The sequence below is a fragment of the Bacillus sp. N447-1 genome (genome assembly GCF_022701035.1).
GTDB lineage: Bacteria > Bacillota > Bacilli > Bacillales > Bacillaceae_G > Bacillus_A > Bacillus_A cereus.
The window spans coordinates 1,829,542-1,847,962 of the sequence record NZ_CP065509.1 but is presented as its reverse complement, the minus strand read 5'-3'; the positions used below and the strand labels follow the sequence as shown (position 1 = coordinate 1,847,962).

Here is an 18,421-nt window from a genome sequence, read left to right as displayed (position 1 = left end):
CGTATGAACACAATAAAAAAAGGCTGTAGAATGAATCATTCTACAGCCTTTAATAGATTTTTAATCTATCAACCTTCTAATAATAATGACTTTGGATCTTCAAGCATATCTTTAACAGCAACAAGGAAGCTAACTGCTTCTTTACCATCAACAATACGGTGATCGTAAGATAAAGCAATGTACATCATTGGGCGGTTTTCCATACGCTCGTTATCAATTGCAACTGGGCGTACTTGGATTTTATGCATTCCTAAAATACCAACTTGAGGGCTATTTAGGATCGGTGTTGACATTAGAGAACCGAATACACCACCGTTTGTAATTGTAAATGTACCACCTTGTAGTTCTTTTAATGAAAGTTTGTTATCGCGTGCTTTTTTACCTAATTCACGAATTTCGCTTTCGATTTCAGCGAAGTTTAATTGGTTAGCATCGCGTACAACTGGAACAACTAATCCATCTGGAGCTGCTACTGCAATACCGATATCATAGAATTTTTTAATGATAAGCTCGTCACCTTGAATTTCAGCATTTAATAATGGGAATTGTTTTAATGCTGCAACAACTGCTTTTGTGAAGAATGACATGAAGCCAAGACGTACATCATGTTTTTTCTCGAAAGCATCTTTGCGTTCTTTACGTAATTCCATGATCGCACTCATATCAACTTCGTTAAATGTTGTTAACATTGCAGATGTTTGTTGAACTTCTACAAGACGTTTTGCAATTGTTTGACGGCGGCGGGACATTTTCACGCGCTCAACTGGTTTTTCAAATTCCGTTTTTGCAACTGGAGCAGGAGCTGGACTCTTTGGAGCAGCTGGTGCTTCTTTTGGTGCTGCAGCATGAGCTTGTACATCATGTGGTCTCACGCGTCCAAGTGGATCTGTACTACGTACGTCGTTTAAGTCGATTCCTAATTCACGAGCCATCTTTCTAGCAGCTGGTGATGCGATAGGACGGTTTGTATTTGGTAACCCTTGTAGTGTTGCAGTTTGCTCAGCACTTGGTGCCGCAGCTTTCGGTGCTTCAGCAGCTGTTTCTTGTTTTGGTTGCTCAGCAGCCGGTGCAGGTGTACTTACTGCAACTGGTGCTCCATTAGCATCTAAAATTGCGATAGTTGCGCCAACTTCAACTGTATCCCCAGGTTCGCCTAGTAACTTCGATACAATACCTGAATCTTCTGCAATGATTTCTACATTGACTTTATCAGTTTCAAGCTCAACAACGCTGCCACCTTTCTCAACTTTGTCGCCTACGTTGATAAGCCATTGTGAAATAGTTCCTTCAGTAATAGATTCTGCAAGCTCAGGTACTTTAATTTCGATCATTTTAAATGTCCTCCCCTTATTTGCCTAACGGTGTGTTTTTTCTTCTTTTGTCTTCGGTAATCTCCATTTGTTAGCCTGGCCTTGGGCAGATATTCTGCCCAAGGAACAAGCTAGAAACCTTCATTGTTACTTTTTAGTTGCTGTAAACTTCAATTTCTTGTTTATCTTGACGGAAGTTATACTTCACATCTAAAGCATGTGCAACAATTAGCTCTTGCTCAGCTTTGTGAGCGAATGGATCGCCGCCAGATGGACTAGAGCGATCAGGACGTCCAATGTAGCCTGTTTTCACTTTATCTCCAGCAAGTTCGAACAGAATTGGAGCCATGTAATGCCATGCGCCCATATTACGAGGTTCTTCTTGAACCCAAATGATTTCTTCTAAGTTTTTAAAGCGTTTAATAATAGATTGAACTTTCTCAGCAGGGAATGGGTACAATTGCTCAATACGAACGACATGAACTTCGTCTAAGTTGTACTCATGTTTACCCGACTCGATTTCTGCTGCTAAGTCAATCGCCATTTTACCTGTGCTTAAAACAAGACGCTTTACTTTATTTGGTTTCATGCCAAGGTTTTCTTGTTCTAAAGCAGGTTGGAAACGTCCTTCGCTTAACTGACTAGCAGTTGAAAGCGTAAGTGGGTGACGTAATAAACTCTTCGGCGTCATCAATACTAATGGTCGAACAGCTTCTGTTCCTAAGATAGATGCTTGACGACGCAGGATATGGAAGTATTGAGCCGCGCTCGTTAAGTTTGCAACTGTCCAGTTATTCTCAGCAGCTAACTGTAAGAAACGCTCTGGACGTGCACTAGAGTGCTCTGGTCCTTGACCTTCATAACCGTGTGGTAATAGAAGAACTAAGCCAGATTTTTGACCCCATTTTGCTCTTCCAGCTGAAACATATTGATCAAATAATGCTTGCGCAGTATTTGAGAAGTCACCATATTGCGCTTCCCACATAACAAGAGTTTCTGGAGCGAATACGTTATAACCATATTCGTAACCAACAACAGCAGCCTCTGATAACGGACTGTTATGAACAGAGAACGATGCATTAATGTTTGGTAAGCGATGTAACGGTGAATATGTTTCATTTGTATCAGTATCGTGTAATACGATATGACGGTGTGCGAATGTACCACGCTGTGAATCTTGACCAGTTAAACGAATTGGCGTACCTTCTTGTAAAATAGAAGCGAATGCTAACGATTCAGCAAGTGCCCATTCAATTTTACCGTTCTCTTCAAGAGCATCTTTACGGCGCTCAAGAATTTTCTTCACTTTCGGATATACGTTAAATCCTTCTGGCCAAGATAGTAGACCTTCATTAATTGCACGAAGTGAGTCAATCTCAACACCAGTATCAATTGGTTGAATACCTTTTGCAACAACATCTGGTACTTTAACGTGAATTGTTGCGTCGCTCGTATCAGCTGGTGGTACTTGTGCATAGTCGGATTTTAATTGCTCTTGTGTAAACTGTGTAATTGTTTCAACCTCATCTGCATTTAGAACACCAGCAGCTTGTAATTGATCTGCATAAATTGCCCTTACAGTTGGATGGTTTTTAATTTTTTTGTACACTTGTGGTTGCGTAACTGCTGGATCATCCATTTCGTTATGACCGTAGCGGCGGTAACCAATTAAATCGATTAAGAAATCTTTTTTGAACAACATGCGATATTGAATCGCAAGGTTAGCAGCTGCAAGACAAGCTTCCGGATCATCAGCGTTCACGTGAACAATCGGAATATCGAAACCTTTTGCAAGGTCACTAGAATATTTCGTAGAACGAGAATCATAGCTATCAGTTGTAAAACCAACTGCATTGTTTGCTATAACATGAATCGTTCCGCCTGTTTGATACGCGTTCAATCTGCTTAAGTTGAGTGTCTCAGATACAATACCTTGACCAGGGAATGCAGCATCACCATGAACTAAAATTACGAATGATTTTGAAGTATCTTGATCTGGAAGACCAGATTTTTTACGATTCTCTTGAGCAGCACGTGCGAAACCTTCTACTACAGGATTCACGAACTCAAGATGACTCGGGTTATTTGCTAATGTCACGCGAGTGCTAACTTCTTCGTTACTAACGACTTGTTCTCTACCTAGGTGGTATTTCACATCGCCAGTCCAGCCAGAATTAGCCACTGCGCCTTCTATTTTTGCATGTTTGAACTCAGCAAACATGTGGCTATATGGTTTTTCTAATACGTGAGCAAGTACGCTTAGGCGACCGCGGTGAGCCATACCAATCATGACATCCTCTACGCCGTTCTTAGCACCTTCTAGAACAATTTCATCTAAAACAGGTACAAGCATATCAACGCCCTCGATAGAGAAACGTTTTTGCCCAACGAATGTTTTATGCAAGAATTGCTCGAAACCTTCAACAGCTGTTAAACGTTTTAAAAGAGCAGTTCGTTTTTTATTTGATAGTGGTTGACGCAATGAATTTGATTCCACCATTTGATGCAACCACGCGCGTTCTTCACTATCTTGTATATGAGAAAATTCATAAGCTAAAGATTTTGTATAAACGTCTTTTAATCTATGAATTACATCAAGTGCAGTGTGAATACCTTCTGGTGCATCTGGCCATACTGTTTTCGCTGGAATCGCTTTCAAGTCAGCATCGCTCAGTTCGTTCAATGCTTTCTCAAGAAGAGATTGTCCATTTGCAGCATCTTCCATCGGGTTGATGTGAGCCAACGTGTGCCCGAAAGAACGAATCTGCTCAACAAGTTGAACGACTTTAAGAATTTTTTCAATGTTACCTGTGTTTTGAGGAGAAAAATGTGTTGCTGTGTTGTCCCCTGTTACGACATCATCTTGGAACGAAGGAGCTCCAAAAATTTCAAAAAGCTCTTGTAATTCCGGATCAACAGAACCTGCTCCAGTTACGTAAAGATCATACTGTTCAATAACATAACCAAGGTTCGGACCGTGGAACTTGGCCCAAGGGTTTGTCGTTGTATTCTTCCTCGTCATTTGTTTAAACCTCCCAATGCATATAATCCTTTTCCATACAAAGGTGCATTTTGCTCTTTTTCAATAAGTAATGAATCAATAATCAATGTAAATGTTTTCTTTACTCTTATGTTATTACAATAATTTACATAATACCAAACACTATTACTTATCTGTTTTGTAAAAAAACATTCACAATAACTTATCACCCAAGTTAATCTTTCATGTTATAAAGTAATTTTACAGAAAAATGGGGTGGATATATTTGGTATGCCTATACTAATAGCTATAATTGTTGCATTTAAATATAGGTATAATAGTTAGAATGTTTCGATAAAATTAGTTTGAATTATGTATATTGAAATAATAAGCGCTTTCATAGATATTATACAACAATATAACGGAATATAGTATAAAAATAAAAATTATGAATTTATCGTAAACTTTATTTAGATAGTGTTAAATATTGAAAGGAAAGTGAAGGATTTCTACAAAAAAGTTGCTAAACATAAAAATGCTCCATAAACAGTTAGTTTCTATAAATATGACGAAAAACACCGTAAAACAAATAACGTATTTCGTGAAATAAAGAAATAAATGAAATGTTTTAAAAGGATAAAACAAATATGGAGATATTAAATTTTAAAAAAAGAAGTGAGGAGATATAGTAACAGTTATTTACAGTGTTCCGTGTTTCGCTTCAAAATAGACGTGCTGAAATTGAAAAAAAGTTTCTTCTATATAAATAGCGTGAATAATAATCAAAATATATGTAAAGGGAACTTGGCGTAAAATTTCCTTTACATATATACTCGGTATATGGAAGGAGGGAGAAATTTCCTTGGAAAATAAAATGGTCGAATACCGAAAAAAATTTGGACTATCTCAAGAAAAGTTGGCTGAGAAACTTGGAGTTTCCAGACAAACCATTATCTCAATTGAAAAAGGGAAATACGATCCATCACTTCCGCTAGCATTTGAAATAGCGAAAACATTTCAGACAACAATAGAACATGTATTTATTTATAAAGGAAAAGAAGAGGGGGAATAGGGATGAATTATTCACAAAAGTACTTTGTAATTATGGGGATTATTTTTCTATTTATGAGTGGATTTATGATATTAACAGGTATAATGACGCATTCTGCACCGCCAGCCATAACGTATCCATTGCTTGGGATGATGATTATGAGTTTCTGTCTAAGCTACTTGCACCCGCAATTTAAAGAAAAAGATGAGCGAATGAAACTTATTCGTTATAAAGGAATGTTTGTAACCTTTTTTGCGTTAACGGCATATTATCTTCTTTTCTCTATCGGCTTAAACTTAAAAATACTTACACTATCTGCTACTGAATTATTAAATATACTTATGGCACTTACAATGAGTACAGTTTTTATCTCATTTGTTGTTTTATCAAAAAGATATTAAGATGGAAGAGAGAAAGGAAGATTAACATATGCAAATGATGTATGCTTTTGGCATTGGGCTTGTATTATTTTTAGCAGTATTCTTATTTATTCGTAAAGACGTTCAAGGTGGGACGTTAACGAAACGAGGATTTTATAAAATGATCGGCTGTTTAGTTGTTATGTTTATAGCGATTATTGTAATGATTGTTTTAATAAGTCGGTCACTATAGAATGTAAAAACGGAACCTTACTTCGGTAAGGTTTTTTCTTTATTATTCAACCTAAAAATTACCACTAAATCCATTTACTATAAATGACTTGTATTATATAATCCAATGAAATGATAGATAAGGAGTGTAGTATATGAATAAAAAAACTATCTTCTATTTATTAACTTGTCTACTACTTGTAGCTAGTACTACTTATATAATATGTAACAAACGAGAACAAGTGCCACCTATGTTAGTATGGGACGAACAAGAATACTATGTTACGAATGAACCTGCCAAAGTAGAAGAAGTTGGGCAAAAACTTGGCGAAGTAACAAAGAAAATTAAAATAAGTAAAAAACCTACTAAAAATAAAGAATCTAATACATTACAAGAGAAAACAGAAGTATTCACAATGATTGAGGAAGAAAAAAGTGAATATCCGCCTTTAATCATAAAGGAAGCTTATAGTGATGAATATAGGGTAGTGAGGCCGATTTTGAAGCAAGTATTATGATGAAAAGGAGATTCATATGCAGACAGTAATTTCGTATCCGTGGGTGTTAAGAAAAATATTTGTCTTTTTCCTCCTATCGGTGCTGTTTACATTTTGATGAATAGAGGAGTGCTACAAAAGAGAGATTTTATATTTATTATTTGCTGCTATGAATATATCACTTTGGTTATTGCTTATGATTTTTGATTGGAGTATGTGGATGGTAGTAGGGCATTATTTGTTTGGAGCAGTTGTTATTGTTTTTTCGAATATGAATAAGAGCTAAGCCAGCAACCTTAAAGTTGCTGGTTTTTATTTTGCTATTTATAATGAAGAAACAAATTTTTAATAGAGAGTAGTGGGCGTTATGAGATGGAAAGAAGGAACGTTTGAAAAAATAGACACGAATAACTCATCTGTTGAGCAACTTATAAACACGTTTAAGGAACAAAACTTAATTGGTGGAGCAATAATAAGCTGTTTTAAAGTGCATAACGAAAATTTTTTTAAAGAAATACCACATTCGAAAGATGGACATGAGCACTTCTTTAGAAGAATCTTCAACTCTTTAGATATAATCAATAACTTAGAAGAGTTAAAAATACATACATCAGACAAATATAAGTTTCGTTTTAAAGAGCAGCTGGCAGTTATGCTTGATGGTAGCATTGCTGCGCAAATTTTGTGGGGCGGAGCATATGAAGGGTTTAAGGAACGACCAGTTATCGCAAAACAATTAGCAGTCAATGTATGTCAATATATGTTCCAAGATCGATACGAAGATATTAAAGTGTTCGAAAGCTATCGCCCTTGGACAGATTGGTTTTACGATGTTGCGTGGGATGTTACTTGGATGGTGTTAGATAGTAGGGAGCGTAAAGTGTGGTTTATTTGTGTTACGGATTGATGGGGGGATGGACAAACAATGATATCAGTTGTCATCAAGCAACTATAAGATAGCAACTTGTGAAATTGAATTTAAATAAAGACAAGGAGTGCGACTGTGACATCTTTGGAGAAGCTGTTTGGTTGGAAGTGATTGACTTGTATAAAGAAGAGAAACCATATCACGTAGAAGGTTGATATGGTTTCTCTATTTATGAACCCGGAGAGGCTCGAACTTACGATGTTCTTCATTTTGACACATATATTAAATTACATGGGTATATACGGAGTATCTCGTATCATTATTAATTTTAATTTTTTTGTAAAGCTCCTTTGTTACTCTCCATAAAATAAACTCAAACCATTTTGAACAGAGCGTTGTAATCGTTTAAGTTCAAGTTCTAATACCTCTTTGCCTAAAGGGGTAAGCACGTAACACTTCTTTCTATCTATCGATGCTACCTCATCAATTAGTTCTTCGGTTAATAGCTTTTTAATAATCCCATACAATGTGCCTGGTCCAAGTTTGACTTCTCCATGGGTAAGGTTTTCAACCTCTTGCATAATTCCATAACCATGTATAGGTTTTAGTAATGACAGTAAAATATAGTATTGTGGTTCTGTTAATGGGATGTATTGTTCTACTGCGGTCTTCATTATTACCACCTCCGATATATCGTATATCGATATCTTAAGCCGTTTTTTCAATAAATGCAACCAAGGAAATGGACTTACATATATATAGGGAGAAAGTAGAATAGAAGTGTACAATATGTGTAATCAATTTATGAAAAATTGATTTTTTGAAATATGCAGTATTGCATATTTATACTTCGTAATCTTATGGTATCCTGAAATTGTTAGATATGGTATATATTTTATTTTCCTCAATGCCAGTTGAAACGTAGTAAATAATAGTCATATCTAACATCACTTATTCTGTTTATTTATATAGTATGTATAAGTGATTTTAAAAATAATTGAGTAGACATAATGAAAGGAGATGAAAACATAATGTTAAATTTAAAATTCATGGAAATCGAAAATGAAGAATTAAACTGTGGTTGGTGTATGGCAGGTGGCGCGGTTGTAGGTGGCGGCGCAGCAGTTGGAATTGGTATTCTTTTAACTTAATAAAAGGGGTTTCGTCATATGAAACAGTTATTCTATACAGAAGTTGAATTAGAAGAATTGAACTCAGCAACTAGTTGGGCTCAATCGGTAGCTATGGGCGGCGTTGGAATTTACGTCATTTTAACTTGATAATATAAAAAATATCATTGTTTTAGAAGGTGAAAAGCATGAAAACACTAACTTTTAAAGAAGTACAGTTAGAAGAACTAAACTCAGTACCGTGGAATGTGAAAATTGCGGTAGCGGGTGGCGTCGGTGTAGCATCAGGTGTTGCAGCAGTACTTATTATTACTTGATTTTTGTACAAATAAGCTATTTGTATGAAAAAAGGAGGTGACAACATGAAAACATTATCTTTTAAAGAGGTTGAATTAGAAGATTTAAACGTATGGGACATGATTGGTTACGGTCTTGGCGCAGGTGCACTAGCAGGTGGAGCAATCCTTGTACTTACATGATTTTAGCTAATAAAATTAGTTTTTTGAAAATGTAATAAGGAGGTGAAAAACATGAAAACATTATCTTTTAAAGAGGTTGAATTAGAAGATTTAAACGTATGGGACATGATTGGTTACGGTCTTGGCGCAGGTGCATTAGCAGGCGGGGCAATCCTTGTACTTACATGATTTTAGCTGTGGAGAATTGTATTTTGAAAATGTAATAAAGAGGTGAAAAAAGTGAATACATTATACTTCAAAGAAGTTGAATTAGAAGAAGTAAACTCTTATACAGATGCTGCTGGATTTGCGATTGGATTTGGTATTGGAGTAGGTCTAGTATTAACTTGATCTTAAATAATATTAACGTAAATAATTTAAAAAGGAGGTAAACAAATGAATACATTATACTTCAAAGAAGTTGAGTTAGAAGAAGTAAACTCTTATACAGATGCTGCTGGATTTGCGATTGGATTTGGTATTGGAGTAGGTCTTGTACTAACTTGATCTAAAATAATGATGGTAATAAACTAAAAAATTTAAGGAAGGAGGCGAAAAAGATGAAAACATTATTCTTTAAAGAAGTTGAATTAGAAGAATTAAATTCACATGGTACAGATTTCTGGACTGGAGCAGGTATTGGAGCAGGTGTTGTTGCTGCTGGAGCTGCCGTAGCTGGTGTACTAATTGTAACATGATTAATGTTGAGTGTTTAATATCACTTTTGATATTGTAACCTACGATTACATGCTATTTTTTGTATATTAAGTTATTAAACGAATATGCAACATTGCATATTCGTTTTTCTTTATTTCATGTTATTCTCAAATAGTTATATATGGTATTTAATGGTACCCCGTATTTCTATGATATAAAAGTTATTAAAACCATCTATAATTTCATTCATTTAGTATTTTTATATCTATATATAATGATGATTTTCTAGTTGATACCTCTGAAGACTTTATGGGAGGAGATGAAAACACAATGCTAAATTTAAAATTCTTAGAAATTGAAAGTGAAGAATTAAACTGTGGCTGGTGTATGGCAGGTGGCGCGGTTGTAGGTGGAGGCGCAGCAGTTGGAATTGGTTTTATTTTAACTTAATAGGGTAGTGAACGATCAATGCTGAAGAGATAGGCACATACTAACCTGATTATATATCCAAATAGATTTTTGGGAAGCTTAAAACAGGAGGCGGAAAAAGTGAAAACATTATTCTTTAAAGAAATTTCGCTAGAGGAATTAAATTCACATGGTACAGATTTTTGGGTTGGAGCAGGTATTGGAGCAGGCGTAGTTGCAGCTGGAGCAGGCGTGGCTAGCGTACTGATTTTAACGTGATGGATATGAATAAAAATCTACTTTTTATTATAATTCCAGCTTTAATAGTATTTGGTTTAATTGTTCTTGTTAATAGTAGTAATTTATATATGAACATTGCTTTAGCAACTACAATAACGCTAGCTTCTGGCATTTTAGTGGGCAGAGTACTACAATTACGAAAAAATTAAATAGTAACACACTATAACATAAAATGTTCCAAATATTCACTGTATAATCGCTGGTTTAAAGTGCCTGTTTCGTTACTTTAACAAAATTCACATGATCTCACCTGTAAGAATTTTTATATTCAAAACGAGAGGTGAAGAGTATGAAGAAATTGCACTTTAAAGAGGTTGAAGTAGCAGAGTTAAATTCATTCTGGACTGGCGCTGCTGTTGGAGCTTTAATTTCTGGTGGTGGAGTAATTTTACTTACATGATCTCAGCCGTAAAAATAGAATTTTCTTAATGAAAAACGTGAGGTTAAAACATGAACAAACTACACTTTAAAGAAGTTGAATTAGAAGAATTAAATTCAAAAACTGACATCATTTACTGGGCTACAGGAGCAGTTCTTGTTGCGGGTCAAGTAATAATAATAACTTGATTTCTGTAGTTAAATATTGATGATTTATAAAATAATAATTTTCAGAGGTATCAACTAGAAAACCAGGGGGACGAACTAATGATTGGAATTTCGTGCATAATTGAAGAAAACGGTTTATTTAAAAATATCAATGAAGGTAACGCAAAAGAGCTATTTTCTGCTAAAGCCAAAGATATACACTTTGATAAATTTGATTTTGAAAATAACACTTTTATTGATTTTGTTGACTATCTAGACTTTCAAGAATACCAAAAGTATATATTTTTCGTTGGTGGGAGCTTGCAAAGAATATATAAATTAGTTCAATTTTTAGAAACTGAGTTAGAAGAAACAGATTTTTGTATAGTCGATGATAATTTAGAAGTAAAACATGGGGATTTTGAATTGATAGACATGTTACAGCCGTTAAAAGATATGTTCCAACTAGAGAAAGAAAAGGCTAAGTTGTCTCACATGCAATATTTAAGAAATGGGTTAATGACATTATTTTCAGGCGTATATCCAGCTGTTATTAATAAAAGAACGCTAAAACATCTCTATGTAGAAAATTGTAATGTCATTCAGAATATCGAACCAGATGTGTATTATAACATGGCTGTAAACAGTTCAATTTTTATTGATCAATCTAGTGAAGAAATTGAACTAAATAGCAATGACTTGAAAGACATACCAAACATTATATTATTAAATAATTCTGTTCCGAGTTTTCAAAAAGAAGATTTGACGTCATTAGATGTAGAAGAGTTAGAAGAATTAATAAGCAAGTTTAAAAATTCAGGGGTTATTGATAACAAAGAAAGTAAAAAAGCGATTTTTGATTATGCGACTATGACAAAGACTAGTACAAATAATAGATTGTTTGTCTATTCTGACGGGATTTTCAATGATTACTTGAAAGAATATATAATTTCAAAAAACATTAAGCTAAATTACTTTGATATTGTTTCAAAATATCAAAATAATGAAGAACAAGATAAAGTAGAGGCGATGATTAAGAACATCATTCCGATGATGTATAATTTGGCAGCATCATTTAAAGGTGGGGCAACTACTTTTACTACGCCTTATACAAAGAACAAACTGGACCTAGTAGTAGATTCAATCGTTGAATTCAAATTAATTGGAATTCAAAATAATAGAGGTTGTTTTGTTTATAATATCCGCACTAATAAAGTTTTTGAAACGGATGAAACTTTCCTTGAAATTTTAGAAGCCGATCTTAAAAATAACCAAAGCTACCTAAAAGATCGTTTCAAAGATCAATATGATGCAATTATGAATGAATATAAGGGGTTGGTGGAACATGCATAGTAAGTATATATTTGGCCCCTTTTTACGAAAAGTTAAAAGAGGAAACGTGGAAATTTCGGATGATATTTATTCAGATACCGACTTTGCTGATTTTTATAACCGCTCGATAAATGAAAAATTTGAAATAAATGATTTAGATTTCTATAGAGAGAAAATCAATAATGATGATGTAGTACTAGAAATAGGATCAGGTAATGGTCGGGTATTTAATGTTCTATCTAGAGAAGGTGTCAATATTTACGGGATTGAACCACAATTGGAAATGATTAAATATATCGACACTAGTTACAGGGATAAGATTTTCAATATTGGTATAGAGGACCTGGATACGATTAAAGGTATTAAATTCACAAAAATTATTATACCAGCCACGACTGTTTCTTTATTTTCAGAAGAACAATTTAAAAGTTTTTAATTAAAACAAAAGATTTATTGGATATTCATGGCTCCATCATTTTTGATTTCCTTAAACCTTCGTGTATAAAAGAAAATTGTGATAAAGTTTTAAATTTTAAAACAGATGATAGTGTGTTTTTGTAAGTAATGCCATTATAGAAAATAAATATGTTTTAAATATATTTATGGAAGGCAATGGTGTTAAAAAGTGGGATATTCAGTGAAAAATCTACACACTATTGAATATTTTGAGAAAGTCTCTGAAGAGTTACATTATAAATTAAATATATTATATAGCGGAGAAAATATATATTTCTTGGAGTTGGAAAATTGTGAAGAATAATACCTATGTTGTTCCAATGGGGATATTACGCAATCCCTTTTATAATATGATAATCGAAGAAGCTAAAGATAGTTTTTACTAGATACAACTGGAAAAAATATTTAGATCTTAGAAGCGGTTTATGGAATGTTTCATTGGGATACAAGGAAGAGTTATACCAAAGAATTTCATCTCAATTTAATGAGTATTTACAAAAATCATTAACTTTTTTAGATATCCATGCATACAATCATCCTTTGTATAATGATTATAGTAATGCCTTGCTACAGTTTATTAATGAAAAAGATTCTGCGTATACTAAAGTCTTTTTCACAAATAGCGGTTCGGAAGGAACAGAGTTAGCAACAAAGGTTGTAAGACATTTAAACAACAAAGATAAAAAAATTATTACGTATGATAAAAGTTATCATGGTACCTTTTTTGCAGGGGTATCAGCTAGTGGATTAGATGAGAAGATTACGGAAGATTATCAACCAAAACTAGATGGATTCTTAAGTGTAAAAACTCCTCAAAATCGTGATGATGAAGATCATGTGTTGAATTTTATAGAGGAAAATCATCAAAATATATCTGCTTTTTTATTTGAACCTATTATTGGTTCAGGCGGAGTGTATATTTTTAATAAAGAATTTATTAAAAAACTACACAGCACATTAAAAAAATTCAACATACTACTAATTTTTGATGAGGTGGCAACAGGTTTTTATAGAACGGGCAATCGCTTTTTCTTTAAAGAATTAGGGGTGACTCCAGATATTTTAATTTTGAGCAAATCGATTAACAATGGAATTCTCCCATTTGGAGCAGTCGTAATTTCAAAAGAAATTGAAGACGCTCTCAAAGGTAAGCATATCGAGCATTTCTCTACTCAAAACGGAAATCTGCTAGGGGTACTATCAGCAAAGATTACATTAGAATATATTTTAGAAAATGAGACAAGTATTATTAGCAATGTTCGAGAAATCGAAAATATAGTAACAAATACGCTTAAGATGAAAAATATTGGTTACACGGGTATCGGGGGGATGTATTCGATCCCTGTGAATGATCCAATTAAAACTATGGAAATAGTTAACGGATTAAAAGAACTCGGTATTTTAGTCTATCATTACATGGATAATGATGAAGGTAATGGCATTACACTATTTCCTACCCTTTTAATAGATACGAAGGCATTTTCAAAAGCTATGAAAATAATTGCAAAGAGGGTATTAGTTTGAAAGAAGTAAATAACTTAAATGTTTGCAATGTAAATCTTGAATACCACATAGACGACTATGTTTATATATATAACCCTAAGAATGAGAGAATGATACAAGCAGATCAGAATACACTAGAGTATCTTAGAGCTATAATACTGAAACTAGCGAAAAAGTAGAAGGTTTAGAAAGATTTTTGCATGGCAAAAAAATACAATCTATTAAATTTTAAGTTGCTAAAATTAAGTATAAGCACAAAGGGATTTGAAACGCTATATAAAATCGAAAACATTAAGATTTTTAAGTACTTGTTCGTATGTTTACTTTTATTTTTTGCAATTACTTTTCCTGTAGTAGTGAAAAGGGTTATACGATCTTCAATAGTGGTGCAATGAACTTTAATGTATATCATTTGATATACATATACGTAGCACAGTTATTTATCGTTTCGTTCCATGAATTTTCGCATTATTATACTTACAGAAAATATATTAGATCTGACAAAATGCGTTTTGGAATAATAATTCGATATTTCTTTTATTATTATTTTTACAAATGTTAACTATATGAGGACGCTCGATAAGAGAAAAAATAGCAATAATGTTGTCAGGTGTTATGGGACAAATGATTTTAGGAAGTCTATTAGCAATCATGTATCTTTTGTCAAGTTCTGACGTGATATTATACATATATATTACTAATTGTATAATTATTTTTACTAATATGATGCCATTTTTAAAGTTAGATGGTTATTGGATTATAAATCAAATGATAGATTCAGAAGATTATATGAATAGTTTCAAACAATTTATATTTAAACGACAAAAGATAAAATCTTCTGAGTTACTACTCGGACTAGTAAATTGTATTCTCATAGCCACAGTTATTTTAAGTGGTGTTTATTGGGTATTCGATGTTGTAAGGAGAGGAATAATGTGAGTGGTAATATACTGATACTAGGCGCAGATGGATATATTGGTAAAGACTTACAAACGGTAATAGATGATACAAAAAATATATACTGTATCGATAAAACGTATAAAGAAAAAGTAATGAAAGAAACCAATAAAGTCTATTTCAATTTAGATGTTAGCCAAGAAGAAGATATTAGATTTTTATCCACTTACTTTGAAGAGAACAATATAACAATAGATGGTGTTATCAACCTAATCGGGGTTAATACTTTATCTAATTTTTATAATGTGACAAATGAAGCGTGGGATAAAACATTTGATATAAACATTAAGAGTTTTGTATTTTTACTCAAGTCCATCTATAGCTCACTTTCACACCGCGTTTCAATTGTAAGTGTAGCTTCACAAAATGGTATAGTGGCACATGAGGATAGAATTGCTTATGGTACTTCAAAAGCAGCGCTGATTCACTTAACAAAAAATTTAAGCATTGATTTTTTGAAAGATCAACAGAGAGATATTAAGGTGAATTGTGTGTCGCCGTCCTATATTATCAACGATAATAACGAAAGTTATTTGAAGTCCTTTGAAGGAAATAAGTTATTGAAAAAAATTCCATATAGAAAATTTGTTGAAATTTCAGATGTAACAAATGTCATTTTATTTTTAATGTCTGATAAAAGCGATGCCATTAGAGGGCAAAATATTGTGGTTGACTATGGATATACAATTGTATAAATAAATCATCTTGGGAATTAAGGGTGTGGATAATGAGTTTACTAATTAAAGATTTAACAAAGAAATTTGACGAGCATGTTGCAGTGAATAATTTGAATATCGAGATACCAAAAGGTGAAATATTTGGATTCTTGGGCGGGAATGGAGCAGGTAAAACGACTACATTTCGAATGATACTTGGACTTTTATCGAAATCAAGTGGGACCATTTCATGGAATGGTAAACCTATAAATTATGGTGTTACAGATAAAATTGGGTATTTACCGGAAGAACGTGGTCTTTATGCGAAAATGACTGTCAAAGAACAAGTTAACTTTTTTGCAAAACTAAAGAACATGAAAAGTAAAGATGCAGAAAAAGAACTTCACTATTGGCTGGAGCGTTTTAATATTACTGAGCATCTGAACAAAAAGGTAGGAGAACTTTCTAAAGGGAATCAGCAAAAAATCCAGCTGATAACAGCGATTATACATAAGCCTGAACTCTTAATTTTAGATGAACCATTTAGTGGTTTAGACCCAGTAAATGTTGAAATGTTAAAAGACGCTGTTCTTGATATGCAAAAACAAGGGTCGTCAATTCTTTTTAGTTCACATCGTATGGAACATGTGGAAGAGTTATGCCAACACATTTGTATTATGCACAAAGGTGTACCTGTTGTTCAGGGTGACATTGCCAAAATTAAAAGTGATTTTGGTAAAAAGAACGTTGTAATCGTTGGCGATCATGACTTTGACCATTTGAAAGAAATAAAAGGTGTAGAAAGTATGAAGAAACGTAAAAATGCAGTTACTCTTAAAATTTCATATGAAGAAGTGTCACATGTTTTATTTAAAGAGATAACAAAATTAGGGTATGTTAAAAAGTTTGCAGTAGAAGAGCCTACATTAAATGATATCTTTATTGCGAAAGTAGGTGCACAAAATGAGTAGTTTCTGGACAATTTTTTTACAAAACTATAAATCTAAAGTGAAATCAAAATCATATTTTGCTATTACAATAATAGTTTCTATGTTAATTATAGGATTGATGAATTTTGACAAGATTTATAACTTGTTTGCAGGGAACGAGGAGGATCAAGTTGTTGTTGTTACAGAAAAAGAAGAATTATATTCAACCATTCATCAAGTGTTTAAAAATGTCGATAGTAAGATACAAGTTAAACGTAGCACGGATAAACAAAAAGCAGAATCAGGTGTTAAAAATGGTGATTATACATATGCAATCGTTGTAGAGGAATTGAATAATAAACAATTAAAGGCTACGTATATAACTGAGACGGATGTAAATCAGCAAGATGTTAGCAAGGTTCAAACGATTTTATCTCAAATACAATCTTCTAATTTCGCCCAGCAATTGAATCTATCTCAAGATGAATTAAAGGTGTTAACAACGCCAGTAGAAATTCATACCAAAACGGTTTCAGATAAGGTTAAAGATGGAGAACATACTGAGGGTGTAGGGATTTTAATTAATGTCTTTATCATGCTAAATTATCTAATGATATTAATGTATGCTGCACAATTAGCAACAGATGTTGCAACAGAGAAATCTTCTCGTGTTATGGAGTTAGTTGTTTCGAGTATTTCGCCTACCAAACATTTATATGCGAAGCTATTCTCAACATTATTGGCTGGTATTACGCAAATCATAATTTGGGGCTTGGTCGCAACTGTTGGATATAAAACAGCAATTAATGATTCGAAAAATGATATTTTAAATAGTATTGATTTAAATTCTGTTGCTCCAACTCTAGTGTTTTATGGGATTCTATTCTTCACATTAGGATTCTTATTATATGGCTCATTATCTTGTCTATTTGGCTCTATCATTACGCGTATAGAGGAATCTTCTCAAGCTGTTATGCCGCTGATGTTTATGTTACTTGCTGCTTTGTATATAGCAATTTATGGAATGTCAAACCCAAGCAGCATGGTTGTTACCGTTACTAGTTATGTACCTTTCTTCACTCCTATTGTTATGCTTGTACGAATTGGATTCCTCAATATCCCAGTATGGGAGATTGCGCTTGCATTAGCAATTCTAATTGCAACAATATGTATGATGATTGGTTTAACGAGTCGTGTTTACCGCGGTGGCGTATTAATATATGGTAAAGGTGCATTTAGTAATATCAAAAAGGCAATCAAATTAGGGCAAAAATAGGATTCGTCTATTCATTTCTAAACTTAAATTTACAAAGATCTGCATAGTTAAACTGTGTAGATCTTTTTTGTTGAGAAATTTATATAAATAAATATAAAAATTGCTGTATTAGGCTATTTTTCAAAGAGAATTTTAAAAAGCTCCCAAAAGAGAGTAAAGAATCGAGTTCTAGCGAACAACGTAGAGCGATAATTAATATAATTTATGTCTTTCTCCAAAATGGAGAAAAGAAGTAGGGAAAAATTTAGTTTTAATAATAATCATTTATTTGCTACATAAAGAAAACCCCTTGACTATCAAGGGGTTTTTCATATGACCCCGGAGAGGCTCGAACTCACGACCTCCACCCTGTCAAGGTGGCGCTCTCCCTACTGAGCTACGGGAGAAACGTTGATTTAAAGTCGTTTTCATGGGTTTGCATAAATGAAATTCTACTGAAACGGCAATAGTTATTATAGAGAATGTGACCAAATTTGTGACCACAAAATTATGTTCTTAACTGTCTGTATAATGGTAAAGGAATGAGATAACTCATTCC

General features: G+C 33.4%; 17 protein-coding genes and 1 pseudogene. 15 read left to right on the top strand and 3 right to left on the bottom strand.

Translation table 11 applies throughout. From position 1 onward, the window contains the following. Positions 1–68: 68 nt before the first annotated feature. Positions 69–1,331, bottom strand: a complete 1,263-nt coding sequence (gene odhB / locus IQ781_RS09235) for a 2-oxoglutarate dehydrogenase complex dihydrolipoyllysine-residue succinyltransferase (RefSeq protein WP_000569891.1) — start codon at positions 1,329–1,331, stop codon at positions 69–71. Positions 1,332–1,464: 133 nt separating this feature from the next. Next, a complete protein-coding gene (gene odhA / locus IQ781_RS09230) occupies positions 1,465–4,332 on the bottom strand; it encodes a 2-oxoglutarate dehydrogenase E1 component (RefSeq protein ID WP_000197120.1) in 2,868 nt (955 codons plus the stop codon). Between the two features lie 820 nt (positions 4,333–5,152). Between odhA and IQ781_RS09225 the strand changes: the two genes are divergently transcribed. The 6 genes and pseudogenes from IQ781_RS09225 to IQ781_RS09200 all read left to right on the top strand — a co-directional run bounded on the left by IQ781_RS09225 (position 5,153) and on the right by IQ781_RS09200 (position 7,335). Continuing rightward, positions 5,153–5,362 (top strand): helix-turn-helix transcriptional regulator, encoded by a 210-nt coding sequence (locus IQ781_RS09225; protein ID WP_000428513.1) that lies wholly within the window; start codon positions 5,153–5,155, stop codon positions 5,360–5,362. A gap of 2 nt (positions 5,363–5,364) precedes the next feature. Beyond that, the gene (locus tag IQ781_RS09220) at positions 5,365–5,742 is read left to right on the top strand and encodes a hypothetical protein (RefSeq protein ID WP_001109902.1); all 378 of its coding nucleotides are present in this window, start codon (positions 5,365–5,367) and stop codon (positions 5,740–5,742) included. A gap of 28 nt (positions 5,743–5,770) precedes the next feature. Continuing rightward, on the top strand, positions 5,771–5,953 hold the full coding sequence (locus tag IQ781_RS09215) for a DUF3976 domain-containing protein (protein ID WP_001178303.1): 183 nt from the start codon (positions 5,771–5,773) through the stop codon (positions 5,951–5,953). Positions 5,954–6,086: 133 nt separating this feature from the next. Further along, positions 6,087–6,449, top strand: coding sequence for a hypothetical protein (locus IQ781_RS09210; protein ID WP_139847265.1), 363 nt, complete (start codon positions 6,087–6,089; stop codon positions 6,447–6,449). A 16-nt stretch (positions 6,450–6,465) separates the two neighbouring features. Then, a pseudogene (locus tag IQ781_RS09205) lies at positions 6,466–6,714 on the top strand (hypothetical protein). 81 nt (positions 6,715–6,795) lie between these two features. Beyond that, a complete protein-coding gene (locus IQ781_RS09200; protein ID WP_139256959.1) occupies positions 6,796–7,335 on the top strand; it encodes a hypothetical protein in 540 nt (179 codons plus the stop codon). A gap of 314 nt (positions 7,336–7,649) precedes the next feature. On the opposite strand, the gene IQ781_RS09195 is transcribed toward IQ781_RS09200, so the two are convergent. Further along, positions 7,650–7,970 (bottom strand): PadR family transcriptional regulator, encoded by a 321-nt coding sequence (locus IQ781_RS09195; protein ID WP_030024068.1) that lies wholly within the window; start codon positions 7,968–7,970, stop codon positions 7,650–7,652. 644 nt (positions 7,971–8,614) lie between these two features. On the opposite strand from IQ781_RS09195, the gene IQ781_RS28160 reads away from it, so the two are divergent. The 9 genes from IQ781_RS28160 (at position 8,615) to IQ781_RS09155 (ending at position 17,883) form a co-directional block, all read left to right on the top strand. Continuing rightward, the gene (locus IQ781_RS28160; protein ID WP_255309924.1) at positions 8,615–8,743 is read left to right on the top strand and encodes a hypothetical protein; all 129 of its coding nucleotides are present in this window, start codon (positions 8,615–8,617) and stop codon (positions 8,741–8,743) included. A gap of 701 nt (positions 8,744–9,444) precedes the next feature. Next, positions 9,445–9,582: a hypothetical protein gene (locus IQ781_RS09190; protein ID WP_165775606.1), complete on the top strand. Its 138-nt coding sequence runs from the start codon at positions 9,445–9,447 to the stop codon at positions 9,580–9,582. Positions 9,583–10,090: 508 nt separating this feature from the next. Continuing rightward, positions 10,091–10,228 (top strand): hypothetical protein, encoded by a 138-nt coding sequence (locus IQ781_RS09185; protein ID WP_162840212.1) that lies wholly within the window; start codon positions 10,091–10,093, stop codon positions 10,226–10,228. 666 nt (positions 10,229–10,894) lie between these two features. Continuing rightward, the gene (locus IQ781_RS09180) at positions 10,895–12,127 is read left to right on the top strand and encodes a hypothetical protein (protein ID WP_048655958.1); all 1,233 of its coding nucleotides are present in this window, start codon (positions 10,895–10,897) and stop codon (positions 12,125–12,127) included. Further along, the gene (locus IQ781_RS09175; RefSeq protein WP_242808291.1) at positions 12,120–12,542 is read left to right on the top strand and encodes a class I SAM-dependent methyltransferase; all 423 of its coding nucleotides are present in this window, start codon (positions 12,120–12,122) and stop codon (positions 12,540–12,542) included. Before IQ781_RS09180 ends, IQ781_RS09175 begins: the two co-directional genes overlap by 8 nt. A 458-nt stretch (positions 12,543–13,000) precedes the next feature. Further along, entirely contained in the window at positions 13,001–14,086 is a 1,086-nt protein-coding gene (locus tag IQ781_RS09170) for an aminotransferase class III-fold pyridoxal phosphate-dependent enzyme (RefSeq protein ID WP_242808290.1), read from the top strand. A gap of 914 nt (positions 14,087–15,000) precedes the next feature. Continuing rightward, positions 15,001–15,717 (top strand): SDR family oxidoreductase, encoded by a 717-nt coding sequence (locus tag IQ781_RS09165; protein WP_048655962.1) that lies wholly within the window; start codon positions 15,001–15,003, stop codon positions 15,715–15,717. Between the two features lie 32 nt (positions 15,718–15,749). Beyond that, a complete protein-coding gene (locus tag IQ781_RS09160; protein WP_000054722.1) occupies positions 15,750–16,649 on the top strand; it encodes an ABC transporter ATP-binding protein in 900 nt (299 codons plus the stop codon). Continuing rightward, entirely contained in the window at positions 16,642–17,883 is a 1,242-nt protein-coding gene (locus IQ781_RS09155) for an ABC transporter permease (RefSeq protein WP_065382159.1), read from the top strand. The genes IQ781_RS09160 and IQ781_RS09155 overlap by 8 nt, the downstream gene beginning before the upstream one ends. Positions 17,884–18,421: the final 538 nt, after the last annotated feature.